The 24,613-nt window shown below is 40.6% G+C and carries 27 protein-coding genes and 1 tRNA gene; 13 read left to right on the forward strand and 15 right to left on the reverse strand.

Going from position 1 to position 24,613, the window contains the following annotated elements:
* The first annotated feature begins 1 nt into the window (after position 1).
* From ABXZ32_RS04505 to ABXZ32_RS04520, 4 genes are all read left to right on the forward strand, one after another.
* Entirely contained in the window at positions 2-526 is a 525-nt protein-coding gene (locus tag ABXZ32_RS04505; RefSeq protein ID WP_354617478.1) for a DUF421 domain-containing protein, read from the forward strand.
* Positions 527-670: 144 nt separating this feature from the next.
* Positions 671-1,069 carry a VOC family protein gene (locus ABXZ32_RS04510; RefSeq protein ID WP_354617479.1) on the forward strand — a complete coding sequence of 133 codons (399 nt, stop codon included), beginning with the start codon at positions 671-673 and terminating at the stop codon, positions 1,067-1,069.
* A gap of 575 nt (positions 1,070-1,644) precedes the next feature.
* Entirely contained in the window at positions 1,645-1,797 is a 153-nt protein-coding gene (locus tag ABXZ32_RS04515) for a YqaE/Pmp3 family membrane protein (RefSeq protein ID WP_354617480.1), read from the forward strand.
* A 6-nt stretch (positions 1,798-1,803) separates the two neighbouring features.
* On the forward strand, positions 1,804-2,385 hold the full coding sequence (locus ABXZ32_RS04520) for a hypothetical protein (RefSeq protein ID WP_354617481.1): 582 nt from the start codon (positions 1,804-1,806) through the stop codon (positions 2,383-2,385).
* A gap of 78 nt (positions 2,386-2,463) precedes the next feature.
* Here ABXZ32_RS04520 and ABXZ32_RS04525 read toward each other — a convergent pair whose 3' ends face one another.
* The 8 genes from ABXZ32_RS04525 to ABXZ32_RS04560 all read right to left on the reverse strand — a co-directional run bounded on the left by ABXZ32_RS04525 (position 2,464) and on the right by ABXZ32_RS04560 (position 9,681).
* The gene (locus ABXZ32_RS04525) at positions 2,464-2,916 is read right to left on the reverse strand and encodes a ferritin-like domain-containing protein (RefSeq protein ID WP_354617482.1); all 453 of its coding nucleotides are present in this window, start codon (positions 2,914-2,916) and stop codon (positions 2,464-2,466) included.
* 269 nt (positions 2,917-3,185) lie between these two features.
* Positions 3,186-4,532 carry a GAF domain-containing sensor histidine kinase gene (locus ABXZ32_RS04530; protein WP_354617483.1) on the reverse strand — a complete coding sequence of 449 codons (1,347 nt, stop codon included), beginning with the start codon at positions 4,530-4,532 and terminating at the stop codon, positions 3,186-3,188.
* Between the two features lie 232 nt (positions 4,533-4,764).
* On the reverse strand, positions 4,765-7,023 hold the full coding sequence (locus ABXZ32_RS04535) for a xanthine dehydrogenase family protein molybdopterin-binding subunit (protein WP_354617484.1): 2,259 nt from the start codon (positions 7,021-7,023) through the stop codon (positions 4,765-4,767).
* Positions 7,024-7,049: 26 nt separating this feature from the next.
* Complete coding sequence (locus ABXZ32_RS04540) at positions 7,050-7,514, reverse strand: (2Fe-2S)-binding protein (protein WP_354617485.1); 465 nt, start codon at positions 7,512-7,514, stop codon at positions 7,050-7,052.
* Between the two features lie 116 nt (positions 7,515-7,630).
* A complete protein-coding gene (locus tag ABXZ32_RS04545; protein ID WP_354617486.1) occupies positions 7,631-8,074 on the reverse strand; it encodes a putative quinol monooxygenase in 444 nt (147 codons plus the stop codon).
* 42 nt (positions 8,075-8,116) lie between these two features.
* Positions 8,117-8,734 (reverse strand): flavodoxin, encoded by a 618-nt coding sequence (locus ABXZ32_RS04550; protein WP_354617487.1) that lies wholly within the window; start codon positions 8,732-8,734, stop codon positions 8,117-8,119.
* A 14-nt stretch (positions 8,735-8,748) separates the two neighbouring features.
* Positions 8,749-9,198: a nuclear transport factor 2 family protein gene (locus tag ABXZ32_RS04555; RefSeq protein WP_354617488.1), complete on the reverse strand. Its 450-nt coding sequence runs from the start codon at positions 9,196-9,198 to the stop codon at positions 8,749-8,751.
* 30 nt (positions 9,199-9,228) lie between these two features.
* Positions 9,229-9,681: a nuclear transport factor 2 family protein gene (locus tag ABXZ32_RS04560; protein ID WP_354617489.1), complete on the reverse strand. Its 453-nt coding sequence runs from the start codon at positions 9,679-9,681 to the stop codon at positions 9,229-9,231.
* 219 nt (positions 9,682-9,900) lie between these two features.
* Between ABXZ32_RS04560 and ABXZ32_RS04565 the strand changes: the two genes are divergently transcribed.
* Positions 9,901-10,806, forward strand: coding sequence for a helix-turn-helix domain-containing protein (locus ABXZ32_RS04565; protein WP_354617490.1), 906 nt, complete (start codon positions 9,901-9,903; stop codon positions 10,804-10,806).
* A gap of 180 nt (positions 10,807-10,986) precedes the next feature.
* On the opposite strand, the gene ABXZ32_RS04570 is transcribed toward ABXZ32_RS04565, so the two are convergent.
* From ABXZ32_RS04570 to ABXZ32_RS04585, 4 genes are all read right to left on the reverse strand, one after another.
* Entirely contained in the window at positions 10,987-11,733 is a 747-nt protein-coding gene (locus ABXZ32_RS04570; protein ID WP_354617491.1) for a LamG domain-containing protein, read from the reverse strand.
* 91 nt (positions 11,734-11,824) lie between these two features.
* Entirely contained in the window at positions 11,825-12,409 is a 585-nt protein-coding gene (locus tag ABXZ32_RS04575) for a Crp/Fnr family transcriptional regulator (RefSeq protein ID WP_354617492.1), read from the reverse strand.
* 917 nt (positions 12,410-13,326) lie between these two features.
* Positions 13,327-13,400, reverse strand: a tRNA-Ala gene (locus ABXZ32_RS04580).
* 72 nt (positions 13,401-13,472) lie between these two features.
* Positions 13,473-14,273, reverse strand: coding sequence for a universal stress protein (locus ABXZ32_RS04585; protein WP_354617493.1), 801 nt, complete (start codon positions 14,271-14,273; stop codon positions 13,473-13,475).
* Positions 14,274-14,327: 54 nt separating this feature from the next.
* Here ABXZ32_RS04585 and ABXZ32_RS04590 point away from each other — a divergent pair, with 54 nt between their 5' ends.
* From ABXZ32_RS04590 to ABXZ32_RS04605, 4 genes are read left to right on the forward strand one after another with little or no spacing between them, the layout of a single operon-like run.
* Entirely contained in the window at positions 14,328-14,828 is a 501-nt protein-coding gene (locus tag ABXZ32_RS04590) for a GNAT family N-acetyltransferase (RefSeq protein WP_354617494.1), read from the forward strand.
* A gap of 11 nt (positions 14,829-14,839) precedes the next feature.
* Positions 14,840-16,174, forward strand: a complete 1,335-nt coding sequence (locus ABXZ32_RS04595; RefSeq protein ID WP_354617495.1) for an MATE family efflux transporter — start codon at positions 14,840-14,842, stop codon at positions 16,172-16,174.
* A gap of 25 nt (positions 16,175-16,199) precedes the next feature.
* Positions 16,200-16,967 (forward strand): enoyl-CoA hydratase/isomerase family protein, encoded by a 768-nt coding sequence (locus ABXZ32_RS04600; RefSeq protein WP_354617496.1) that lies wholly within the window; start codon positions 16,200-16,202, stop codon positions 16,965-16,967.
* Between the two features lie 28 nt (positions 16,968-16,995).
* Positions 16,996-17,472 (forward strand): DUF4199 domain-containing protein, encoded by a 477-nt coding sequence (locus ABXZ32_RS04605; RefSeq protein ID WP_354617497.1) that lies wholly within the window; start codon positions 16,996-16,998, stop codon positions 17,470-17,472.
* 141 nt (positions 17,473-17,613) lie between these two features.
* On the opposite strand, the gene ABXZ32_RS04610 is transcribed toward ABXZ32_RS04605, so the two are convergent.
* Positions 17,614-18,252 carry a 2OG-Fe(II) oxygenase gene (locus ABXZ32_RS04610; protein WP_354617498.1) on the reverse strand — a complete coding sequence of 213 codons (639 nt, stop codon included), beginning with the start codon at positions 18,250-18,252 and terminating at the stop codon, positions 17,614-17,616.
* Positions 18,253-18,486: 234 nt separating this feature from the next.
* On the opposite strand from ABXZ32_RS04610, the gene ABXZ32_RS04615 reads away from it, so the two are divergent.
* Both ABXZ32_RS04615 and ABXZ32_RS04620 read left to right on the forward strand, forming a co-directional pair.
* Complete coding sequence (locus tag ABXZ32_RS04615; protein ID WP_354617499.1) at positions 18,487-18,939, forward strand: 6-pyruvoyl trahydropterin synthase family protein; 453 nt, start codon at positions 18,487-18,489, stop codon at positions 18,937-18,939.
* 9 nt (positions 18,940-18,948) lie between these two features.
* On the forward strand, positions 18,949-19,716 hold the full coding sequence (locus ABXZ32_RS04620; protein ID WP_354617500.1) for a UDP-2,3-diacylglucosamine diphosphatase: 768 nt from the start codon (positions 18,949-18,951) through the stop codon (positions 19,714-19,716).
* Positions 19,717-20,162: 446 nt separating this feature from the next.
* Here ABXZ32_RS04620 and recJ read toward each other — a convergent pair whose 3' ends face one another.
* Both recJ and ABXZ32_RS04630 read right to left on the reverse strand, forming a co-directional pair.
* Positions 20,163-21,851, reverse strand: coding sequence for a single-stranded-DNA-specific exonuclease RecJ (gene recJ, locus ABXZ32_RS04625; RefSeq protein ID WP_354617501.1), 1,689 nt, complete (start codon positions 21,849-21,851; stop codon positions 20,163-20,165).
* 43 nt (positions 21,852-21,894) lie between these two features.
* On the reverse strand, positions 21,895-22,317 hold the full coding sequence (locus ABXZ32_RS04630; RefSeq protein ID WP_354617502.1) for an OsmC family protein: 423 nt from the start codon (positions 22,315-22,317) through the stop codon (positions 21,895-21,897).
* 55 nt (positions 22,318-22,372) lie between these two features.
* Between ABXZ32_RS04630 and ABXZ32_RS04635 the strand changes: the two genes are divergently transcribed.
* Both ABXZ32_RS04635 and ade read left to right on the forward strand, forming a co-directional pair.
* Positions 22,373-22,963 carry a carboxymuconolactone decarboxylase family protein gene (locus ABXZ32_RS04635; protein ID WP_354617503.1) on the forward strand — a complete coding sequence of 197 codons (591 nt, stop codon included), beginning with the start codon at positions 22,373-22,375 and terminating at the stop codon, positions 22,961-22,963.
* Positions 22,964-24,589 (forward strand): adenine deaminase, encoded by a 1,626-nt coding sequence (ade, locus tag ABXZ32_RS04640; protein WP_354617504.1) that lies wholly within the window; start codon positions 22,964-22,966, stop codon positions 24,587-24,589.
* Positions 24,590-24,613 lie beyond the last annotated feature (24 nt).

Here is a 24,613-nt window from a genome sequence, read left to right on the forward strand (position 1 = left end):
GATGGGAAAATGGTTTTTAAGCAATAGTAATACACTAGGGTACATTGTGCTATCAGCAATCGGAATTTATATCGCTGTAATACTATTGACACGCATTTTTGGCAAGCGCAGTTTTTCCAAAATGTCAAGTTTTGATTTTGCGGGTACTATTGCCATCGGTTCCATTATTGCTTCAACCCTATTATCTTCGACCGTCAGCCTATTGGAAGGAATCGTTGGGCTCTCGGCGGTTTATCTTTTACAGGGATTAGTGGCCTTTGCCAGGAAATCCAAAAGCTTCAGAGCGATGGTCGATAATGCCCCTTTATTATTAATGGATGGCAAAGATATTCTATGGGACAATCTTAAAAAAGCCAATGTAACCGAAAATGATCTTAGGGCTAAACTCAGGGAGGCCAATGTCATAGATTTGGATGAGGTGTTTGCCGTGGTTTTTGAGACAACTGGGGATATTTCCGTATTGCATTCAGAACAGTCCAACAAGAAACTGGAATCATGGTTACTCAAGGGAGTGAAAGGGCATTAATTAAAAGAAGGTGATAAACATTGTAAGAGCCCTCCAAGTCCAATATTTTTAATTGCATCAATATTTTAATCTTTCGAATTATCAAACCATTCTCCTTTCCTATAATTTTAAGAAAAACAAATAATTATTACAAAAACAAACGACATGAAAGTACAATCTTATTTAGCATTCAATGGGAATTGCCAAGAGGCACTTAATTTTTATGGAGATTTATTTAATGCCGAAGTGAATAATAGGGTAACCTATGAGGATAAAAAAATAGATGTCCCATCCTCCTATAGACAAAAATTACAGCACGCAGAACTAAAGGGAAAAGGAGTACACTTTATGGCGTATGACGCATCACCAGACACTCCGATCAACCATGGTAATCAAATTCATATGAGTGTTGATGTACAAGATTCCAATGAAGCGGAATCCCTCTTTAACGAACTATCAAAGGGGGGTCAGGTCCATCATAACTTTAGGGAAAGGGAATGGGGTCATTATGGCCGTTGCACGGACAGGTTCGGGATCAATTGGATGGTAAACGCCAAGGATTAAATTACCCTTCAGGATTCAGATTTAGAGATTATTCTGTATCGATAAATCAGTGTTAGGTAATCTCGGTGAAGGATAAATTGGCAAACTAAACCATGAAGTTCATTGTCGTCTTTTTACTCCCCTACTTTTTAGAAGCCAGGGAAGATATTACCAAAATTGGAATTTGGTTTTTAACAATAACAGCGGTTGAGAATTTTAACCATAGACTACTAATTAATTTGACAAAAAAATGGGACTTAACAAACTTCTCCTTTACCGAGTATTAAGTAAAAACAGGAAATTAGGCCTCTTGTTTGTCGGTTATAAAGCTGCCAAATTTATGTTTGGGCTATATCAAAAAAGAAATACCGGCAACAGAAAGGTAGTAGGCAAAAAAAAGAATTGATCAAGTCAAAGATTACATGATTGGAGCAATAAAGTAAGTACTAAATGTGCTTAATTTTTCCATTGAAAAATTTCCATTTCGTGTGATTCATGCAGAAAATAGCATCTAAGCTAAAGTTTTTATTGATCACAATAATCACACAGAATTAGAATTGAAACCTTTGTAACATATTAATCATTACCATTATTTTATGTCATTACTAACCATCATCCTTAACATTTTATTACCGCCACTTTCGGTATTCATGAAGCATGGCGTTGGATCAATTTTGTTGATCAGTATATTATTAACCTTATTGGCGTGGTTACCTGGTGTAATCCATGCATTTATTGTAAACAAATAGAAAACTATGAGAAAATTAAGAAGTCTATCAGTCGTAATTGTTAGTGTATTGGCACTGCAAAGCTGTAAAATGAACAAAGAAGAATCGGGATCCCTTCCGGATGTGGATGTAGATGTCCAGGCCGACTCGGGGGAATTGCCCGAGTATGATATTGTATGGTCCGATATTGATATTACTACTACGACCAAAACGGTTAAAGTACCAAAAGTTGTGGTCGTCATGGAGGAAGAAGAAGTTGAGGTACCTGTTATAGATTTCGATATGCCTGGCGAAGACAAGGCAGAGCGAAGTTTAGTGGTAGAGGCCGAAGTTTCTGGAAAAGAACACGAATTGAATATCATGGAAATAAGAGCAACCAAAAATAGGCTGTACGTTATCTCCAAATTACAGGAACTGACCACTTCCCTTGGTGACAAAACTATGAGAATTCAAGATCAGGTTTATGTCAATGCACCTGACTTGGATGTTCAACATATTATCGTTGGAAAAAAAGCAGATCGCGTTTATAACAGCAACTATAAATATGTAGATAGCATGACCGAAGTGGATAACATTATTGGTGATGCCAAGACCATATATTCCGAATAAACCATACTAAATTTATTGGTCAAAAAAAGCCTTCCATAAAAATGGAAGGCTTTTTTTATAAGAGTACATTGAGATAGTCTACCTAAAGTCCTCCAAAATATCAGAAGTCTCTAAATCGTTTTGAATAGCGTCTCGTTGTTCTCTTAATATTTCCTTAACCCTGGCAGGCACATGGGTTTCTGCCAAGACTTCGTTATACTCCTCAACCGCCGACTTATCTCCCCGAACCGCTTCCTCTAGCATCGATTCATCGTTATCATTTGAAAAGAAAGCTTTGATATCCATCCAAGTCCTATGTGCGGCACCAGCAGTAGTTCCTTCAATTTCCTCATTGCCCAGACTAAGTTCTGGTGAAGCATTTTTCAATTGCGCCAAGAAATTTTTTCGATTTTTAACTCTTTCCAAAAAATAACTCTTTGTGCCAACATCTTTAGAATTCTCGGCAGCTTTCTGAAAGCCTTTGATCGCATCTTCATTTTTGTCAATGATTTCTTGTAATCTGTTTTCGATTTCCTTTACATCTTCGTTCATAGTATATCGCTTTAAATTTTTATTGAAACAATCCCCTTGATTGTTTTAAAGTAAAATAATAAAGCTGCCAAGATTGGATTGACGCTATTCGATATTATAAATGACGCAATAGCCTTTGTGGTTTTTTAATCAACCATTTATCTGTCTTTTTATTCTTTTTTAATATCTAGATTGATGGAATTAGAGACGTTTATAGAAGAACTAGATCACAAACTGTATAAAGTCTAAACGTTTCATGGAAGGAGATGAATCCTTGGCCGAACTTCTAATTATTCAGTTGTCCCGGAGTTAAGGGATTGTTTAACAGGAAGGAAAATTTCAAATTGCGCCCCATTGCCCGAGCTACTTTTAACACTGATAAATCCAGAGTGATTCTGAATCACCTTTTTTACTATTGCTAGGCCAATTCCTGTTCCTCGATATTCTTCGTGACCGTGCAAACGTTGAAAAATACCGAAGACTTGGTCGGCATAACGCTGTTCAAAACCGATGCCGTTATCCGATATCAATATCCTCGAATACCGTGTATCTTTTTTAAGGGGTACATCTGGGTATTGCGCTCCTGTAACAGTCTGCCCACTGATCTCAATAGAGGAAGGGCCTCCTACTTTGGCAAATTTAATCGCGTTGCTAAACAGATTATAAAAAAATTGTTTGAACTGGGATGGGACAACATCCAGGTTACAGTTTGCCAAAATTTCTACGGTAGTGCCCCTATTCTTTAGTTCTTCCTTAAGAGTGTCCATTGTTTCTTCAACCAAAGAATTCAAAGGCACATTTTCAGTATTCATTCCTATATTCTCTGCAACGGAATAGGCCAATAGATCTTGGATCAAATTTTGCATTCGAAAGGCAGCCAATCGAATCCTCTCAAATTTATATCGTCCATTTTCGGTAAGGGAATGGTATTCATTTTCCTCTAATTGAGAAATGAATATCTGGATCTTTCTAAGAGGTTCTTGTAAGTCGTGACTAGATATGTACGTAAAGGATTGAAGTTCTGCGTTCATAGCTTCCAGCTCCATATTCTTACTTTCCAGTTCACTTGTCCTTGAGCTAACCATTTTTTCCAATTTATCTGAAAACCTTGTCAGTTCTGAATGGGCATTATCCAGTTCTAGCTTGCTCTTTCTTAGCTCCAGTAGGCTCATAACCTGTTCTGAAAGGATATGGAGTGCTTCTATTTGATTTTTGGAAAGAATTCGTGGTACGTGATCAATAACACACAACGTGCCCAATGGCAGTCCCAACGCACTTTTTAAAGGTACTCCAGCATAAAAGATAATGTCGGATCTCCCAGTTACAAGAGGATTATCCCGGAATCGCTCATCCATCCTCGTATCTTCTATCATGAAAATTGATCCATCCCCATTTATGGCATGGGCACAAAATGACTGTTCTCTGGGTGTTTCTTCCAATTCAAATCCAAAATGCGATTTGAACAATTGCCTGCTATCGTCGACTAGCGAAATTAAGGAGACTGGTGTCTTGCAGATTTCGGCGGCAAGTTTTGTTAGGTTGTCATATTCTATTTCAGGTAGGCTGTCCAATATGGAATACGACTGAAGGAGTTTTATCCTTTCGGCTTCCCTTGCATGGTAACTGGCTTTTTGCATACCCTTATGACTGTCTGAGAATGGACCTAAATATTATGCTCATTGATTCAGATATAATTGGTTTAAATTATAGTGCAATCTATAACATAATACGATCATGACTAATTAATTAACTTTTAATGTTACTCTTCAAAAATCTATACCTCCCCAATAGGCAGATCATTTATGTCTCTATTCTTTAAAAGTTTTTTTGAATTATTAGTTGTATAATTTTATGATATCCGGAACAAATCTAGCCAACAATGACCCTCTCCGCAACAAAAGGTTGATGATAATGCCTTTGACCCGTCGCCTTGTACAAAGCATTTGCTAGAGCACCCATTATTGGTGGAAAAGGTGGTTCACCAAGGCCCGTAGGGTCAATATCGTTTTGTACAAAATGTGTTTCTATTGATTTTGGTGCCTCACTATGCCTTATCAACCGATACTTATCAAAATTATTTTGTTCAGGTACACCATCTTTAAAAGTAATGGCGCCATACATTGCGTTGCCAATTCCGTCAATTACCCCTCCTTCAGCTAAATTGGTTGCTGCATCCGGATTTACAACAATACCGCAGTCAATTGCTGTAGTTACTTTTTGAACAATAGGTTTATCGTTTTCTATGGTGATATCCAAAACTTGGGCTACATAACTGTTATGGCAGAAATAAGCCGATACCCCACGGTGCAACCCTTGTTGGTTGGTGCCCCAATTTGATTTTTCCTTGACTAGTTCTAAAACACCGGCATACCTACCAGCGTCATAGTCGTTGTTCTCGCCAACTGGATTTTCTTGGGCTCGTTTTAATAAGTCCAATCGCAGTTGAATGGGATCTTTACCGGCTACTTCAGCCACTTCATCCAAGAATGATTGTTCAGCTCCTGCGATAAAATTAGATCGAGGGGCCCTAAAAGCACCGGTAGTGATATTAGAATCAATTGTCCAATCCTCCGCTAAATAATTGTCCACCGCCCCTGCTGGAAATCGATTGGCAAATAATGGACTCTCGGGGATTCCTCCTGCCTTTACATGTAGTGCTGTTAGGTTATTTTCTGTGTCTAGAGCAGCTCTGTAGGTAGCATAATAGCTGGGGCGGTACATGCCTTGCGACATATCGTCTTCCCGGCTATAGACCAACTTTACAGGGGCCTTTGCTTTTTGGGAGATTGCGGCCGCCTCTACCATAAAATGGCCATAGAGCCTACGACCAAACCCACCGCCTTGACGGGTCAACATAATATCCACTTTTTCTATTGGAAGACCTAAGCGTTCTGCTATAGCGGGTTCCATAAATTCAGGTGTCTGTGTGGGCCCAAGCAATTCAGCATGGTCGTCAGTTACGTTGGCAAAGAAGTTCATGGGCTCCATGGTATTGTGCGCCAAGAAGGGAGCGCTGTAACTTCTTTCAATTATTTTGGCCGCGTTTTTAAATGCTTCCTCTGGGTTACCATCCTTACGAACTAAACGCCCTTTACGGGCATTCAGCTCTTCCATTTTTAAGCGATGGTCTGTTGTGTTTTCTAAACCTGCCGGGTGACTTACCTTCATTTCGTTACCAAACATGGTCATACCTACAACTGAATCACTAGTATTTTCCCACTCAACTTTTAATGATTTTTTAGCTTGCATCACTTGCCAAGTGGTTTCTCCCAATACGGCTACAACTTCGTTAAATGCGGTATGATGAAAAGCTCCACGTTTAAAATCATCATCATAAAGCTTTATGGAGAATACATCACGAATACCTGGCATCTGTTTGGCCGTCTCTGCATCGAAAGATTTCAGTTTCATTCCGAATGCAGGTGGATGCGCCAAAGTAGCGATCAACATACCTTCTCTTTGTACATCTATTCCAAACAAGGGCTGGCCTGTAACGATTTTTTTTCCGTCAACATTTTTTCGTGAGGTGCCAATTATGGAGAATTCCGAGCGCTCTTTCAATTCTACCTCTTCAGGCACCTCCAATAGGGACGCTGCAGAAGCCATATCACCATAACCCGCAGATTTGCCACTTGCTTCATGGGCAAGCATTCCTCCTTTGGCGGTAATTTCACCTACTGGCACCTGCCAGGCCTTTGCGGCGGCTTCCTTAAGCATATGACGGGCGGTTGCCCCTGCCATACGAAGACTTTGCCATGAACTGCTTATAGACCGGCTACCACCAGCAACCTGCCAACTATACAGGTTGGTATTTAGAGGAGCTTGTTCCACAATCACTTGATCCCAGTCGATTTCTAACTCGTCCGCAACAATCATAGGCATCGATGTCCTAACGTTTTGTCCTATTTCAGGATTTGGAGACATGATGGTTACCAAACCGTTATCACCGATTTTTAGATAGCCATTGATTTCGAACCACTCCTTCGGCATATCCCGAACAGCCATTTCTTCTACCTGCTTGGGCTTACAGGAATTTAAAAAACTAAACCCAAGTATAAGTCCGCCACTTGCAAGACTCGTATTTTGTATAAAGGCACGGCGGCCTATTTTTGTTTTTATGATACTCATTTCTGTAATTTTTTAAGGTTGTTAGTCTACGACAATTCAGAATCAGCAGCCATTTTCACGGCCTTTTTGATTCGAGTATATGTGCCACATCTACAGATATTACCGTTCATGGCCGTTTCAATCTCGGTGTCCGATGGGCTTGGATTTCTTTTCAACAAAGCAGCGGCAGTCATGATCTGACCGGCCTGACAATAACCGCATTGGGGCACATCGACTTCCAACCATGCCTTTTGTACGGGATGATCCCCGTTTTCTGATAAGCCTTCGATCGTAGTGATTTTCTGTTCGGCCACCGCCGATACCGGTAATTGGCACGAGCGTACCGCACTGTCGCCCAAATGGATGGTACAGGCCCCGCATTGCGCGATGCCGCAGCCATATTTGGTACCTACCAATTTAAAGTGGTCCCGAAGTACCCAGAGCATGGGAGTGTTGGGATCTACGTTTACCTCCTGTGTTTTTCCGTTGATGTTGAGTGCAAATGCTGCCATGATAACCTTGTTTTTATAGAGACTGTTCTAAAGTTACTGATTTTATGGGATTTAGAATTTCAAAACCCACTACTATTCTTGTAATTTTTATTGATTAAATGTTATTTTTAACATCTTCATTGCGTATTCAACTTCTTGAAGATACTTGACATGGTTTCTTTGTCAATCACCTCCATATCCACCAATTGCAATGATTTTACCATCGGAAGCGTGGACTCTTTATAATGCTTGAAATGTGGGCTCTGTAAATGTGATTCGTAGGCGGCCTTGTCCGCATAGATTTCCAACAACCGGATTTGGGTCGGATTTTCTTTTTGGAACATAGGATAGATACAGATGACCCCGGGCTCCAAACGGACGGAGGCTTCCGCTTCCTCTTTTAAAATGGAAATATATTCATCAAGGTAATCTGGTTCCACTTCAATTTCGGCGATTCGAACCATCATGTTTTCCAATGTGTATGCTTGATTATCGGACTCTTTTTCTTGGCCAGAAACAATAGCGGTCATCGTACTACATAGTACTATCAAACAAAGTTTATGTAAACCTAAATGTTTCATACAATTGTCATTATCGATTTTTACTTCTTTAAAATACGGTATTTAATCCTTTACCACTAGTATTCGTTTTAGCCATTTTTGAACTGCCTCCCTGACCTCGATTTCTCTTTTCCCCATTATCACAAACAGAATACCGTCCCTTTCCACGCCGCCTTTGACCGACAATTCATCCAGAATGATGCTATTCGGACTCAGCTCCTTCAGCGTCCTCAGGCTGCTGCCCAATCCGTATCCGGCATTGGTGTTAAAGGGAATTATCGTTTTGCCCTTCAAATCGTTTTCATTCAAAAAACTTTTCATGGGTGGTGGCAGTTGCATGCCCCAAGTAGGAAATCCGAAGAAGATGGTGTCATATTGCACCATATCCAACTTCGTTTTTAAGGTAGGCAAAAATCCGTTTGCATTTTCCTCGGCCACCTGTTTTACGATGGCATCATAGTTTTCGGGATAAGGGTTTTTCAATTCCACGGCAACCAAGTCGCCACCTACTTCTTTTTGAATCATCTCGGCAACCGTTTTGGTGTTGTTGGTACGGGAGAGATAGAGGATTAGCGTCCTTTCGGAACTTTGGAAATTTCCTATTGCACCGAACTCTTCCTCCTCCATGTTGGCTAAGCCAAGGAAGACAAATAGACAAAATGTGCAGAACGCAAATTTCATGATATCGAATTAATCTAATCCCTTGTCATAAGTTTGCTGAAGGTCAGATCGGCCAATTTCCAATTGCCATCTTCTTTTACATAGACTTCAGTGACCATAAAGGGGTTGGTTACTTCATTACTGCCTACAACCGCCAGCAACGTAATTCGATTCCAAAGAATAACGGTATTTTCGTTCAACACTTCGACCATGACTTCATGCACATCCGCATTTTTGTAATGGATGCCGCCGCTTCGGATAATATCCACTTCCCTATCCTTGCCCCAAGTACCGCCCATGTGGACAAACTTGGCCTTGTCATGGAAAAGTACAGCAAGGCTATCAGCATTTTTATCGGCCATCCATTGCCATTTTTTCTTGGATAGCTCTGTGATTTCTTTTTCTATTTCCGTGGATTGTGCCAAGGCAAATTGTCCGCTAATAAAAAAGACAAGGAGTCCAAAAATTGTTGCTTTTAAGTTCATGATCTAATTTTTTTTAAGGTTTGAAGTCTATTAATGTTCAATTTCATGGGTGTCCCGTACACTGCTAAAGGTCAGGTCCAGCAATTTCCAATCGTTCCCTTCCTTTTGGTAGAATTCCGTTACTGTAAACTCCGTCGTCACATCATTTCCCCTTACGTGGGCCGTAAGTGTAATGCGGTTCCAAAGTACTGCGGTGTCATCTCCAAACGTCTCTACCGCAACATCATGGACCTCGGCATTTTTGTACCAAATGCTTCCGGATTTGATAATTTCCAACTCCCTGTCCTTTTTCCAGGAACCGCTCATATGCACAAATTTTGATTTGTCATGGAAAAGTAATGCCAGTTTGTCTACGTCCTTATCCGCCATCCATTGCCATTTTTGCTTGGAAAGTTCCTTAATTTCTTCTTCAATGTTGGCATTTTGAGCAAATGATGAAGCACTGATTAATGCTAACAAGATTCCAAATACTAGTTTTTTCATTTTTATATGTTTAAGAATTACTTATGAATATTTTTAATTTTAGACCTTATCCCTAAAGTTACTTTTTTAGCATATAACTATATACTAATCAAACCTAAGAAATAGTTAAAACAGATGAGTTACCCTATTTACGGATTTACCTACCATTTTTACTGATTTTGAAGTGCTAAATGTTTTGTTCACAAAACTTTAACTAAATTCGGATAAAGGAATACGTTTATGGCCTCAATTAAAGATTTGGTAAAAGTGGATGATTATTGCTCCAAATTCAATCTGCCTACCTTGCACCCCCTGGTCAGTGTACATGACCTTTCGGAAGGCACCTTGGATGGGCGGGAACCAGCCGATGCCGTCCGCTATCATTTCTACGGAATTTTCCTGAAACAAGGGGAGGGCTGTATTTTAAGATATGGCCGTCAAAACTACGATTACCAAGACGGTACCTTGGTGTTTTTGGCACCAGGACAAGTGGTACATGTTGGGCATCTCGATGCTAGTTTTAAACCGTCCGGCCATGCGCTTTTGTTTCATCCCGATCTGCTATGGGGTACCCACTTGGCAAAAACTATGACCGAATACTCATTTTTTTCCTATCTATCCCATGAAGCACTCCATATCTCAAAAAAGGAACGGCAATTGGTGTTGGATCTGTTTGATACGATACGGAGGGAACTTTCCCAAGGAATAGACAAGCACAGCAAGGAACTTGTCGTTGCCACTATTGAACTATTCTTGAAATACTGTAAGCGGTTCTACGATCGGCAGTTCATTACAAGGGAAAAGGAAAATCTTGGTGTGATCCAACGGTTTGAAATTTCCTTGAATTCCTATATCCAATCAGGAAAAGGCAGGGAGCTGGGAACCCCTTCGGTCAGCTATTTTGCGGAGGAACAAAATCTATCCTCCAATTATTTCGGCGATCTGGTCAAAAAGGAAACCGGGAAAAGCGCCAATGACCATATTCAAGACCAGTTGATCGAGATGGCCAAGCAAAAAATCTTTGATCCGGAGAAAACGCTCAGTGAAATAGCATACGAGCTTGGGTTTAAATATCCACAACATTTTACCCGATTTTTCAAACAGAAAGTAGGGCATTCTCCGAATGAATTTAGGTCATTAAATTAAATTTTGAACCGAATTAGGGCATATGTTAGAGAAGACAGGAAACCAATTAACAAAATTTAAATATTAATAAAACCATCCGTCCCACTATACCCTCGTTTTATGGGACTGATCGTTTACAGTGCTATTCAAATCCGTGCGGATGACACTTATTATTTTAGCCTATCTTAAATAACTTTATATTTAAATATCGTCGACTTTTACATCCTGGGTTTTAGGCTGTTTAAACGAACGTTTGGTGACTTTCAAATCCTTGAAATAGCCAATGGTTCCTATATCTACATAAAGACCAACCCCGCCAATTTTGTTTGTCCCTAACATCTTGTCCACTACGAACGTGGAGTATTTCGTATCGTTGATGAACATTTCGGCAAAATCGCCATTGACCTCAATCCGCATTTTAATCCACTCGTTCAGGGATACGGGCGCCGAGCCTTCGTATTTACCAGGATCTGATTTTCGCAGTACATCGAATTTTGCATGTGGATATGAAATGTATTGAACGGCGTGATTTCTATATTGCTGATTGTTGACCCTGCCTACTTTGGGCCTAACATAAATGCCTTCAAAAGCCGAGTCGTCAGGTTTTATTCTAAAATATACCCCAATGAACCCAGCAATTCCTGGATACGGTGCCGGGTCTTGTAACTGGCTGTACATTTTTATTTCAATAGTGCCATTCTCAAAGTCTTCAAGCCCCGCCAAGCGGGCATAATGGGCTTCATCTACCGTTGCCTCTATATTGTTCTCATCAAAGGGAATAGCATCTAAATCCCTTTCTATTTTCAACACTTTTTTTCCTTCAAACCTAATGATAGATCCGGTGACATTGTGTAGTTCAAAGGTTTGATTTTTTAACTTGAGTGTATTTTGTCCAAATGCAACAATAGTACTCACCAATAAGAACGATAACGTAAGGTAATTTTTCATAGTCTAAATTGTTATTTTCAACTTTGCAAAGATGAGAACAACATAAAAGACCTACCCTTAAACTAGTTTAAGAAATGAAGATTAAACCTGACTACTTCGAGCTAACTATTTCCTTACGGATCATACTCAAGAACTCTGGTGTTATTCCCAAATAAGAGGCAATTTGGGTATTAGGCAGTCGATTTGCCAATTTGGGATATTGCATTAAAAAGGACAAGTACCGTTGTTGGGCCGTTGAACTTATGGCATGAAAGACCCTATTTTGAAGTTCCACATATTTCTCTTCAGTTATCACCTTGAAAATACGGTCGAGTTTAGGAATATTCTCATAAAGGAAGTATAAATCCTGTTGGGCTATTTGGATAATTTCGGATACTTCCACAGCTTGTATGTTAGAAATCCCTGGACTTGTGGCGTGAAAGCTGGTAATGTCATATATCCATTCATTTTCCCCTGCAAATAAAATATTGTGTTCCTTTCCCTGCTCATCTGTGACATAGAGCCGAAGAATACCTTTGACTACAAAATTATAATGGCGACATATATCCCCAGTGGTAGTAATATGTTCACGACGTCTTAATTCTTTTCTTGAAATTCTTTCTTTGATCAAGTCAACCTCTTCCTTTTCAAAAGGAAGGTAGGTTTCAAAATGCGCTATTAGAGGTTCTGAAATCAAGGTAGAAATGAATATTTAATAAAAATACAATTAAAGAATAGCTTAAAGATAATTAGGCATTTTTTATTTCCGAATTTGGTTCTAATCAATGGCCATTATATAGTACAATTTTTCAAAAGCGCTAAACTTTTTCTAAGGTATCCCATTCGTGCTCTCTTTAAGTGGTTTCGTTAATTAACCTTTAATGAGACATTGATTTCTTAATCTAAGATTGAAGTTAAAGCTACCAATGGATGAGATACTTTTCCAAAAATATTCTGTAAAGGTTAAAGGCTTGTAATTACTTGGTCGGGGAAATCGGAGTAACGGCGTTGCTCCGCGAAATATCCAGTACTGCAAATGCAATGGGCCATGCCTATCGACATGGGCATATTAAAACACAATCGCAATTGCGCTTGATCGTGGAGAATACCGCCCCGAAGCGTCGGGGGAAACGGTGACCTCATTAAAAGAAAAAACCATCACTCTGCAGTGATGGTTTGTGGAGAATACCGGAGTAACTGCGTTGCTCCGCGAAATATCCAGTACTGCAAATGCAATGGGCCATGCCTATGGGCATGGGCATTTTAAAACACAATCGCAATTGCGCTTGATCGTGGAGAATACCGCCCCGAAGCGTCGGGGGAAACGGTGACCTCATTAAAAGAAAAAACCATCACTCTGCAGTGATGGTTTGTGGAGAATACCGGAGTAACTGCGTTGCTCCGCGAAATATCCAGTACTGCAAATGCAATGGGCCAAGCCTATTGGCATGGGTATTTTAAAACACAAAAGCCACTCGAAAAAATTCGGTGGCTTTTCTTAGTTTAAAAACGCAATTGCAACTGCGCTTGATCGTGGAGAATACCGCCCCGAAGCGTCGGGGGAAACGGTGACCTCATTAAAAGAAAAAACCATCACTCTGCAGTGATGGTTTGTGGAGAATACCGGAGTCGAACCGGTGACCTCTTGCCTGCCAGGCAAGCGCTCTAGCCAGCTGAGCTAATCCCCCTTTTTGGCTGCGGCAAAGAAAATACATTTTCACATGGAATCAAAATGCAACCCCAACAAAAAACAACCAGTATTAATCTTTTTTCACACTTAGTACCAATACGGGTACTGGAGCGTAAAATTCTGACTTAAGAATCGTGTTCTTTTCCCATAAATTCTTAAAAAACCCTCGTTTTCTCCTAAATACACAGAGTAAATCTGGGTGCTGCGATCTAAAATGCTCCAAAACCCCTAAATAGGTGGTAGAGTTTTCTGTTAATGTCAGTTGAGAACTTATGTCCATCAATGCCGTATTGATCTTAAGATCATCATCGGAATACCCAGGGGTCTTTACCATTAATAAGTTCACTTTTGAGCCAAACTTCTTCTGAATATCCACTAATGGATCCAAAATCCTTTTCCTTTTTAAAACACCAGATTTAAATGCTGTCAATATGGATTTGAAAGGCTTAAAAACGGTCCCTTTAGGTACAATCAGGGTTGGTATATCTGTTCTTTTTACCACCCTTCCCGAAGTATGGCCCAAATACAATTCTTCTTTTATATCGTTGCTTCTTGGGGAGATGATGATCAAATCTATCCCCAATTCACTGTCGATAGATATTAGACCGTCGATCAAATCCCCATTATAGGTGGCAATTTTAATGTCGACCTTTTTTGCATCAACCTTATTTATTATTTCCAATAAACGTTCCTTACTACTTTCGGCCACTTTTTCTTGAAGGTTAGCCAACGTACCGGCACCAGTGCCCTTTACATTAAATACTTCCATCACAAAAACCTGAGAGGAAAATTCAGAAGCAAAATCAACAGCGTATTGCAATGTTTCGTGGGCTTCCGGAGAAGTCCCTATAGGAACCAAAATATTTTTCATAATAAGGTTTTAAAATTTTATAGGTTAAATTTACAACTAAAATAAAACCTACACATGATCCGACCCGCAAAGTTAGGAGAATTGACCGACATAATTGCAATCACAGAAGCCTGTGCAGCGCAATTGATCAAAAACAATATTTTACAATGGAGCACTTCCTATCCTACCATAAGCATCTTCGAAAATGATATTAAAAGAAAGGAGCTTTATGTCATGGAAGTGGAAGGAAAACTTGTAGGGACTATCGTTATTTCTACCCATATGGACGAGGAATACGTACCAGTTACATGGTTGACACCATCCGATAACAATCTATATATCCACAGATTAGCCGTACATCCGGAACATCAAAAAAAAGGGTACGCCCAAGAGTTGATGACTTTTGCCGAAAATTACGCTCGGGCAAACAACTATGCCTCCATACGTTTGGACACCTTTAGCCAGAACAAGCGCAATCAGCTTTTTTATGAAACTAGAGGCTATCAAAAACTGGAAGACATCTATTTCCCCGAACAAAGTGATGACCATTTTCACTGTTATGAACTGGTGCTTTAATCCTGTTATATTTGAAAACTGCCGTCAATTTTAAGACCATTAACAAACTTGCCGTTCCCGCTACCATTGCAGGAATAGCAGAACCCATTTTATCCATTACGGATACAGCAATTGTGGGAAATATTCCAGTGGACGGATTAGAATCCCTTGCCGCTGCAGGTATTGTGGGCTCCTTTTTATCCATGTTGATCTGGGTCCTTGGACAAACTAGAAGTGCCATTTCTGCCATTATTTCCCAATATTTGGGTGCGGGCAGACTGGACGAAGTTAAAACCCTGCCCGCCCAGGCCATTTTTCTGAATATTGCCCTGAGTATTATCATCTTATTATCCACCATTTTTGTAATCGAGGATATTTTTCGACTATTGAACGCCACCGGAAAGATTTTGGATTATTGTGTAAAATACTATGCCATCAGGGTGTGGGGATTTCCTTTGACCCTCTTCACATTTGCTGTTTTTGGAATTTTTAGGGGCCTTCAGAATACCTATTGGACCATGCTCATAGCTATTACCGGAGCGGTGCTGAACATATTTTTAGACTTTTTACTGGTTTATGGAGTTGAAGGTCTAATCACTCCCATGTATTTGGAGGGAGCCGCCTATGCCAGTTTGATATCCCAAGGTGTTATGGCACTTATGACCTTTATATTCCTGATTGTCAAAACCGACATAAGCCTTAAGCTCCGTTTTCCATTGCATCCAGAACTAGGGAAATTAGTGGTCATGAGCTTGAATTTATTTGTGCGGGCCTTGGCCTTGAATGCAGCTTTAATATTGGCCGTACGGGAGGCAGCAGCCCTCGGGGACCGTTATATTGGGGCCCACACCATAGCAATAAACCTATGGCTGTTCTCCTCATTTTTTATTGATGGTTATGGAGCGGCAGGAAATATTATGGGAGGGAAGCTATTGGGTGCCAAGGACTACGATGGCCTCTGGAAATTGGCAAAAAAAATTACCCTGTATGGGATGGCCGTAAGTGCGGTATTGATAGTACTTGCTTTTATCTTTTACTATCCTGTTGGACGAATTTTCTCTAATGAGACCATCGTTTTAAATACTTTTTATGGTGTTTTTTACATCCTAATTCTCAGTCTGCCCGTAAATACCGTAGCTTTTGTTTTGGATGGTATGTTCAAGGGAATGGGCGAGATGAAATATTTGAGAAACGTATTATTGTCAGCCACCTTTCTTGGGTTTATCCCTGTCCTGTTTTTAGGTAAATATTTTGGATGGGGCTTTAGTGGTATTTGGATAGCCTTTCTCCTGTGGATGGCGATACGTGGCGTTGCCCTGGTATGGAAATTCAGAAGGAAATTTCGCCCCCTCTTGCAAAACGCTTAATTTTGAAACTTACAATCTGATGAATATGGGTACAACCAGAACAAATGGGAGTTTGTACACTTCCATTGAGAACCGAATTGCCACTGTAGAATTCGGTCATCCAGCGAGCAATTCCTTTGTTGCGGAACTGTTGGCCAGACTTGCCGATGAACTGAAAGAACTTTCCAAAAAGGAAGAGGTTTCCTTAATCGTTCTTAAATCAGAAGGAGATCGGGCCTTTTGTGCAGGAGCTTCGTTTGATGAGTTGGTGGCGGTCTCCAATTTGGAAGAGGGAAAAGCTTTTTTTAGTGGGTTTGCCAATGTCATCAATGCCATGCGTACCTGCAAGAAATTGATCGTTGGCCGCGTACAGGGCAAGGCCGTAGGAGGTGGGGTTGGACTCATTGCCGCCTGTGACTATGCCTTTGCCGTTGAAGATGCCGCGATCAGACTCTCCGAACTCACCATTGGTATCGGTCCTTTTGTGATTGCTCCTGCCGTGGAACGCAAAATAGGGAATGCCGGACTGGCAGAACTTTCCTTGGCACCTACAGAATGGAAGAACGCCTATTGGGGAAAAGAAAAGGGACTCTTTGCCAAGGTTTTTGAAAACAGCAAGGCAATGGACGAAGAATTGCACCTATTTACCACAAAGTTGGCCTCTTACAATCCACAAGCTTTAATGGATATGAAAAGTATCCTATGGGAGGGAACAGGCCATTGGGATTCCTTGTTATCGGATAGAGCAGAGCTTTCAGGGAAATTAGTACTCTCCGATTTCACCAAACAGGCATTGGATAAATTCAAGAAATAAATTTTACTTTCACCTCAGAATTACAACTATGAAAAAGTACAGTACAGAAATCAAGTGGGGAGTCATTTTTGCCATTTCTACCTTGGTTTGGATGTATTTTGAGAAAGCCATGGGATGGCATGATGAACTGATTGCCCAACAGCTTATCTACACCAATTTATTTGCCCTTGTGGCTATTGCCATCTTTGTTCTGGCTCTTAAAGAAAAGAGAAAGAAGGATTTTGGAGGCAAAATGTCTTGGAAACAAGGTTTTATTAGCGGCATAATCATCAGTATCGTTGTGGCCATATTAACCCCATTGACACAGTATATTAGCAATACATGGATAGCCCCAAATTTGTTCCCCAATATCATCAACTACATGGTGGAGACCGGCAAAATGACTGAAGAAGGAGCTAAGAATTATTTCAATCTTAAAAGTTACATGGTGCAAGGGACCTTTGGTGCCCTAACCATGGGGGTGGTAACCTCGGCCATTGTGGCATTCTTCCTAAAAAAACAATAACAAACTCTATACATATTCAACAGCATGGATATATTATCATTCTTAAACGGAAATTTCATATTCCCAATCCTGGCCCTAATTCTAGTAGTGGTTTATTTCGTCAACAGGGTCAGAAACCAAAAAAGGTTCAAGAGATAAAAACTACCTCGTCTTTAGCCATCCGGTAATACTCATCCGGTTTTGATTGGCCGTTTTTACCTCGTGCTCCAGTTCCTGGCTTTCAAAAATGACCATACGCCCTTGTATGGGTGATATTTCTATGGTCTTTTCTTTAGTATCCTCTTGAAGGTATATTGCCAATTCCCCTCCATATTCGGGTTGCCAATTGGGTTCGTTCAGGTACAGGGCAATTGATAATTTGCGCCTATCATCGTTTTGAAAGGTATCCAAATGACGCTTATAGAAGGTGCCTTCCGGATAGAGGGCATAATGGAACTCCTTATGTAGGATGCCCAAAAAACAGGTTTTATTCAGATAGTTGGCAAATTCGTTTATTTTAGAAAAGAACAGTTTTTCTGCATCTTCCTGGGCTTTTTCATCCATCCAAAGAATAAAATCGCCCCGAATGGACCTTACGATCAACTCATTGGTTTTGCTCCCAATGGCCGCTTTCTTAAACTGGTCTTCTTCATATTTAAAAAGTAGGCTGTTTCGTAAGGTCAAGATCTCCTCAGCAGAAAAGAAATCATCCACAACACTATACTTTTGGACCAAAAGGTCATTAATGACCCCTTCATAAAGAGGGATTTCCTTAAATTCCAATTGTTCAAAAAGTTCCATATCCAGATTTTTAAAAAAGCCCGCAAATGTAAATTATTTATACTTCAAACCTACATTCAAAGAATTTTGCCCCAATATCATTTAGAAAAGCCAACGGGTTAAGACAAAGAACAACTATTCTGTCCTTCAAAGGACATCATTTGGCTCAATTATTTGAAAGGAAAATTGTTTTGGTGCACAACTAAATGGTTTGGTTTTGCAAGAATCCATACTTTTGTAGTGCAAATAAACAATATGGGCAATATCAGAATCACCAAACAATTCAGTTTCGAAACAGGCCACGCGCTTTTCGGCTATGATGGCAAGTGCAGAAATGTTCACGGCCATAGCTATAAATTATCTGTTACGGTCATTGGGAAGCCCATAACGGACACCTCCCATGTTAAATTGGGAATGGTCATTGACTTTACTGATTTGAAGAAGATCGTAAAAGAGGAGATAGTAGATCAATTTGACCATGCCACCGTTTTTAACAAAAATACTCCCCATATAGAATTGGCCAACGAGCTTATGGAAAGGGGACATAACGTTATTTTGGCGGAATATCAACCTACCAGTGAGAATATGGTTTTGGATTTTGCTGACAAAATAAAGCTGCGCCTACCGGAAAACATACTTCTACATTCCTTAAAATTACAAGAAACCGATTCTTCTTTTGCAGAATGGTACGCCAGTGACAACCTTTAATTTTGCCTTATGGAAAAGATAACGGTTGCCAAGGGGAAAAAAGTTTATTTCGCAAGTGACAACCATTTGGGGGCACCTACCATGGAAGAAAGTCTCCCTAGAGAAAAAAAGTTTGTCGCCTGGTTAGACCATGTGAAACAAGATGCTGCCGCTATTTTTTTATTGGGCGATCTGTTCGATTTTTGGTTCGAATACAAGACAGTTGTACCTAAAGGATATACCCGTACGCTGGGGAAATTGGCAGAGATTACGGATGCCGGAATTCCCGTTTACTTTTTTGTGGGCAATCATGATCTTTGGATGCACGGCTATTTTGAGGAAGAATTGAATATTCCTGTATTTCATAAGCCACAACAGTTTAAGTTAAATAACACCACCTTTTTTATTGGCCATGGAGATGGTCTAGGTCCGGATGACAAAGGTTTTAAGAGGATGAAAAAGGTGTTTACCAATCCTGTATCCAAATGGTTATTCAATTGGCTCCATCCAGATTTGGGGGTAAAATTGGGAAAATATCTCTCCGTTAAGAACAAGCTTATTTCTGGAGACGATGATGCCAAATTTTTAGGCGAGGACAAGGAATGGCTGGTGCAATATGCCAAAAGAAAATTGGAACAGGACCATTACGATTATTTTGTTTTTGGGCACAGACACCTTCCTCTGACCATTGCCCTGAACCACCAAGCTACCTATATTAACCTAGGAGATTGGATAAATTATTTTACCTATGGCGTTTTTGACGGAAACACCCTAACTCTAGAAACCTACAAACCATAGAGAAATAATCATATTTGCTCTATATTCATTAATGAATCAGCACTGGAATTTTCTTCTTAATCTCCGACTTTAATCTACAATTGGGCTTTCCCAGTAGAGGCTTTTCTTAAAAATGCTATTCTAACACCTTGAAAATGTTATAATTATATTAAACCTTATTTAGATTTATTAAAAATAATCTATATTTGTTCAAGTTTATTTAAACAGCATAAGTAAAACACTTTATGGTGTTTTTTAGAGGATTTTATCCTTTAAAAAGTAAGTATTCCACTAAGCGTAATCTTCAACGTTGGAATAATTAAAAAATGTGTTCGTTTAAGTTTGAGTTAGTTTAATTTCAGAACCTGGACAGGAGTGTCCAGGTTCGTTTTTGTAGACTATTCTTCAATTTTTTAATGACTCAAGGTTATCAAATTATAGTTTTTAATAACTATGAGTGTTTTATGCTAATGCAAGTCCCTGAGCTTCAATTGTAGGCTCACATTGCCCTGCCATTCATTTTCGTCCAAAGAATACACCGCACTAAAAGATTGTTGATTGGCCACTATCTGTAATTTATCCCCTAAATTAAAACCAATACCTCCAATAGGACCATTGCCATATTGAGTGGCGGTAAGTTTAAGATGTTTTTCATCTTGTCCCACCCCTTTGGCATACCCTGTATCCTTTAAATTATCCGTCATAAATACGGGTGACAGGTTTCCTGGACCAAAAGGGGCAAATTGTTTCAATATCCGCATCAATTTTGGGGTAATATCAGCGAGGTCAATTTGGGCATCTATCAGTATTTCTGGCGTCAATAGGTTGATGTCAATCGTTTCCGATACCACTTTTTCAAACTTCGCTTTAAAAGCCGCGTACTGCTCTTCCAAAAGGGTAAGTCCGGCTGCATATTTATGTCCGCCAAACTGTTCAATGCAGTCGGCACAACCTTCAAGGGCATTGTACACATCAAAACCCTTTACGGACCTGGCGGAAGCCGCTAGTTTGTCCCCACTTTTTGTAAAGACCAGGGTTGGCCTATAATAGGTTTCGGTGAGTCGGGATGCTACAATACCAATGACCCCTTTGTGCCAAGTATCCTTATAGACCACAGAGGTATAGCGCTCTTCCTCCTTGTTTTGTTGGATCTGCAATAGGGCTTCTTGGGTGATTTCCTGATCCAGTTCCCTTCTGTCGGCATTATATTTCTCTATCCCTGCAGCTAATTTTTCTGCCTGGGACAAATCTGTTTCGGTCAACAAATTCACGGCATGTTGCCCATGTTCCATCCTTCCCGCTGCATTGATACGGGGGGCGATGATAAAGACAACATCGGTAATGGTAAATTCTTGTTTTTTGGTCTGTTGCATGATAGCCCTAAAACCAGCCCTAGGATTAGAATTGATAACTTGCATCCCAAAATAGGCCAAAACTCTGTTCTCCCCTGTTATCGGAACAATATCTGCCCCAATGGCGGTGGCAACAAGATCTAAAAAGGGTATCACATCTTCTATGGTTTCCCCTTTTCTCGATCCAAGCGCCTGAATCAGTTTAAATCCTACCCCACAGCCACAGAGTTCGTCATAAGGGTAGTTACAATCATTCCGCTTTGGATCCAAAACTGCAATAGCTTGGGGTAATGACTCTCCCGGCCGGTGATGGTCGCATATTATAAAATCTACGCCCTTTTCTTTGGCATAAGCTACCTTGTCTATGGCTTTGATCCCGCAATCCAGGGCAATGATCAACGTAAACCCATTGTCTTCCGCAAAATCTATTCCAGCATATGAAACACCATATCCCTCCCCATACCTATCTGGAATATAGGTCGCAACGTTGGGATAGTACTGTAATAAATAGGACGATACCAAGGCAACTGCAGTGGTCCCATCCACATCATAATCTCCGTAGACCAAGATATTCTCCCCTTCAGCAATGGCCCGCTCAATACGCTCCACTGCCAAATCCATATCCTTCATTAAAAAAGGATTGTGCAATTGGGTCAGCTCAGGTCTGAAAAATGTTTTTGCAGCTTCAAAAGAATCAATACCGCGTTGTAACAATAAAAAAGCCACCAAAGGATCAACTTTAAGTTCGTAGGCAAACGCCATCACTTGTTTTTCTTCCGGTTTTGGTTTTAGCGTCCAGCGCATAGTATTGGTATAGGTTTTAGCGTTCAAAAGGTGTCAAAAGGGACTATTTATGGTGAAATATTGGCTTAATTTCCAGTTCGGCAAACTTTCTGAACATTTCCATCACCCCACAATATTTCTCAATGGACAAATCAATCGCCCTTTGTAATTTATGTTCCGACAAATTACTTCCATGAAAATGGTATTCTAGGGTCACCTTGTCATAAAATTTGGGATCCTCGTCGGTCAGGTTGGCTATGGTTTCCATATGAAACTCATCTACCTCCAATTTCATTTTCTTTATCATAGAAGCAATATCCAGCCCGGAACACCCAGCCAATGCCGACAACATAAGGGCTTTGGGTCTATACCCCTTTCCTTCGCCACCATTTTCGGGACCGGCATCTATAAGAAGATTCAACCCTGATGGATTAGTGCTTTCAAAGGCCATATTACCGAGCCATTTGGTAGAAATATGATTTGTCATGATCTTAATTTTTTGTTACTTGTAGGATTCAAAAATACAACATAAATATACAAATATGCCATTAGTCACACCCTTAGACCCATCCCATGATAACGAAACCGAAGAACTTGCAAAGTTCTTTAACGAGACCTTGGGATTCTGCCCAAATTCCGTGTTGACCATGCAACACCGACCTGCTATTTCAAAGGCATTTATCAACTTGAACAAAGCAGTAATGGCAAACGAAGGGAGGGTAACTTCCGCCTTAAAAAGAATGATCGCATGGGTCAGCAGTAATGCCACAGGATGCCGATATTGCCAGGCACATGCCATAAGGGCCGCAGAACGCTATGGGGCCGAACAGGAACAGTTGGACAATATTTGGGAATATCGCACCCATCCCTCATTTTCGGAAGCTGAAAGGGCCGCCTTGGATTTTTCCTTGTTGGCATCCCAAGTTCCCAATGCAGTGGACGAAGAGATAAAAAAGCGTCTGTATACCTATTGGAATGAAGGAGAAATTGTTGAAATGTTGGGCGTTATCTCCCTCTTCGGGTATCTCAACAGATGGAACGATTCCATGGGAACCACCATAGAAGAAGGGGCTGTGGAGAGTGGCAACCAATACCTCGGGAAACACGGGTGGGAAAAAGGGAAACACATTTAGATGAAAAAAATACTGGGCCAAGTAGTCTCCATAGAGAAGAAAAGTATCTTTTCCGCAGAGGTAACCATTGATAATGGAAAGATCCTTTCCATTGTAAAAAAAGAACACGATCACAAAAATTATATCCTCCCTGGCTTTATAGATGCCCATATCCATATAGAAAGTTCTATGCTGGTGCCTTCAGAATTTGCCAGGCTGGCGGTATGCCACGGCACAGTGGCAACGGTCTCCGATCCCCACGAAATTGCCAATGTATTGGGTGTGGAAGGCGTGCAGTTTATGATTACAAATGGTAAAAAGTCGCCTTTGAAATTTCACTTCGGAGCTCCTTCCTGTGTGCCGGCAACTTCTTTTGAAACTGCGGGTGCCATTATAGACTCAGAGGGAATAAAAGAGCTTTTGGCGTCGCCAGATATTTATTATTTAGCAGAAATGATGAATTACCCTGGGGTGTTGTACAACGATCCGGAGGTCTACAAGAAAATTGCCTGGGCAAAGCATTACAACAAACCCGTAGACGGTCACGCTCCTGGACTTCGTGGGGAAGAGGCTAAAAAATATTGTGCTGCGGGCATTACAACGGACCATGAATGCTTTACCAAGGAGGAGGCACAGGAAAAATTGGAATTGGGCATGAAAGTGATCATTAGGGAGGGAAGTGCTGCCAAAAATTTTGAAGCCCTCATCCCCTTACTCCCCGAGCATTTTGAAAAAATGATGTTCTGTTCGGATGACAAACACCCCGATGATCTGATCTTGGGCCATATTAACGAACTCTGTGCACGGGCCGTGGCCAAGGGAATCGATTTCTTTAAAGTGCTTAAAGTAGCTTGCATCAACCCGGCCAAACACTATAATATGAATGTTGGACTGCTCAAAGAGGGTGATGCCGCCGATTTTATTGTAGTGGATGATCTAAAGGATTTTAACGTAGTACAAACATATATCGATGGAGAATTGGTTGCAGAAAACGGCCGTTCCAAAATAGCGGCTATCCCCTTCGAAACTCCAAATAATTTTAAGGTAGAACCAAAAACAGCAAAGGACTTTTTCCTACAGCCCAGCGGGGGTCATATCCGTGTCATTGAGGCTTTGGACGGGGAACTCATCACCAAAGAGATTAAGGCAGAAAGTCTGGTTCAAAATGGCAACTTGGTGTCCAACACATCCGCAGATATTTTAAAAATGGCCGTGGTTAACCGTTACAGCAACAACCCCCCTGCCATAGGTTTTATCAAAAATTTTGGTCTGAAAAAAGGAGCTATAGCCAGCTCTGTGGCCCATGATTCCCATAACATTATTGTGGTGGGCACTACAGATGAAGAGATGTGTAAGGCGGTTAATCTGATTATAAAAAACCGAGGTGGTATTTGCGCCATTGGACCTGATGATAAAAAGAGTCTGGCCCTTCCGGTAGCAGGGATTATGAGCGATAAGGACGGCTGGGAAACGGGAAGGTTGTACCAGGAAATAGATGGTATGTCCAAAATATTGGGTTGCACCCTAAAAGCGCCATTTATGACCTTATCTTTTATGGCCCTCCTTGTAATTCCCGATCTCAAATTATCGGACAAAGGCTTATTTAGTGGGAGCACCTTTGAATTTGTAGACCTGCAGATTGGATGAAATGACAAAAATCAGCCTCGCCTA

Origin of the sequence: Sediminicola luteus (assembly GCF_040566555.1) — a bacterium.
Lineage (GTDB): Bacteria > Bacteroidota > Bacteroidia > Flavobacteriales > Flavobacteriaceae > Sediminicola.

Excerpts from the sequence above, each read along its gene's own strand:
- ABXZ32_RS04505 (WP_354617478.1), top strand. The coding sequence starts at position 2 with ATGGGAAAATGGTTTTTAAGCAATAGTAATACACTAGGGTACATTGTG.
- ABXZ32_RS04510 (WP_354617479.1), top strand. The coding sequence starts at position 671 with ATGAAAGTACAATCTTATTTAGCATTCAATGGGAATTGCCAAGAGGCA.
- ABXZ32_RS04515 (WP_354617480.1), top strand. The coding sequence starts at position 1,645 with ATGTCATTACTAACCATCATCCTTAACATTTTATTACCGCCACTTTCG.
- ABXZ32_RS04520 (WP_354617481.1), top strand. The coding sequence starts at position 1,804 with ATGAGAAAATTAAGAAGTCTATCAGTCGTAATTGTTAGTGTATTGGCA.
- ABXZ32_RS04525 (WP_354617482.1), bottom strand. The coding sequence starts at position 2,916 with ATGAACGAAGATGTAAAGGAAATCGAAAACAGATTACAAGAAATCATT.
- ABXZ32_RS04530 (WP_354617483.1), bottom strand. The coding sequence starts at position 4,532 with ATGCAAAAAGCCAGTTACCATGCAAGGGAAGCCGAAAGGATAAAACTC.
- ABXZ32_RS04535 (WP_354617484.1), bottom strand. The coding sequence starts at position 7,023 with ATGAGTATCATAAAAACAAAAATAGGCCGCCGTGCCTTTATACAAAAT.
- ABXZ32_RS04540 (WP_354617485.1), bottom strand. The coding sequence starts at position 7,514 with ATGGCAGCATTTGCACTCAACATCAACGGAAAAACACAGGAGGTAAAC.
- ABXZ32_RS04545 (WP_354617486.1), bottom strand. The coding sequence starts at position 8,074 with ATGAAACATTTAGGTTTACATAAACTTTGTTTGATAGTACTATGTAGT.
- ABXZ32_RS04550 (WP_354617487.1), bottom strand. The coding sequence starts at position 8,734 with ATGAAATTTGCGTTCTGCACATTTTGTCTATTTGTCTTCCTTGGCTTA.
- ABXZ32_RS04555 (WP_354617488.1), bottom strand. The coding sequence starts at position 9,198 with ATGAACTTAAAAGCAACAATTTTTGGACTCCTTGTCTTTTTTATTAGC.
- ABXZ32_RS04560 (WP_354617489.1), bottom strand. The coding sequence starts at position 9,681 with ATGAAAAAACTAGTATTTGGAATCTTGTTAGCATTAATCAGTGCTTCA.
- ABXZ32_RS04565 (WP_354617490.1), top strand. The coding sequence starts at position 9,901 with ATGGCCTCAATTAAAGATTTGGTAAAAGTGGATGATTATTGCTCCAAA.
- ABXZ32_RS04570 (WP_354617491.1), bottom strand. The coding sequence starts at position 11,733 with ATGAAAAATTACCTTACGTTATCGTTCTTATTGGTGAGTACTATTGTT.
- ABXZ32_RS04585 (WP_354617493.1), bottom strand. The coding sequence starts at position 14,273 with ATGAAAAATATTTTGGTTCCTATAGGGACTTCTCCGGAAGCCCACGAA.
- ABXZ32_RS04590 (WP_354617494.1), top strand. The coding sequence starts at position 14,328 with ATGATCCGACCCGCAAAGTTAGGAGAATTGACCGACATAATTGCAATC.
- ABXZ32_RS04600 (WP_354617496.1), top strand. The coding sequence starts at position 16,200 with ATGGGTACAACCAGAACAAATGGGAGTTTGTACACTTCCATTGAGAAC.
- ABXZ32_RS04605 (WP_354617497.1), top strand. The coding sequence starts at position 16,996 with ATGAAAAAGTACAGTACAGAAATCAAGTGGGGAGTCATTTTTGCCATT.
- ABXZ32_RS04610 (WP_354617498.1), bottom strand. The coding sequence starts at position 18,252 with ATGGAACTTTTTGAACAATTGGAATTTAAGGAAATCCCTCTTTATGAA.
- ABXZ32_RS04615 (WP_354617499.1), top strand. The coding sequence starts at position 18,487 with ATGGGCAATATCAGAATCACCAAACAATTCAGTTTCGAAACAGGCCAC.
- ABXZ32_RS04620 (WP_354617500.1), top strand. The coding sequence starts at position 18,949 with ATGGAAAAGATAACGGTTGCCAAGGGGAAAAAAGTTTATTTCGCAAGT.
- recJ (WP_354617501.1), bottom strand. The coding sequence starts at position 21,851 with ATGCGCTGGACGCTAAAACCAAAACCGGAAGAAAAACAAGTGATGGCG.
- ABXZ32_RS04630 (WP_354617502.1), bottom strand. The coding sequence starts at position 22,317 with ATGACAAATCATATTTCTACCAAATGGCTCGGTAATATGGCCTTTGAA.
- ABXZ32_RS04635 (WP_354617503.1), top strand. The coding sequence starts at position 22,373 with ATGCCATTAGTCACACCCTTAGACCCATCCCATGATAACGAAACCGAA.
- ade (WP_354617504.1), top strand. The coding sequence starts at position 22,964 with ATGAAAAAAATACTGGGCCAAGTAGTCTCCATAGAGAAGAAAAGTATC.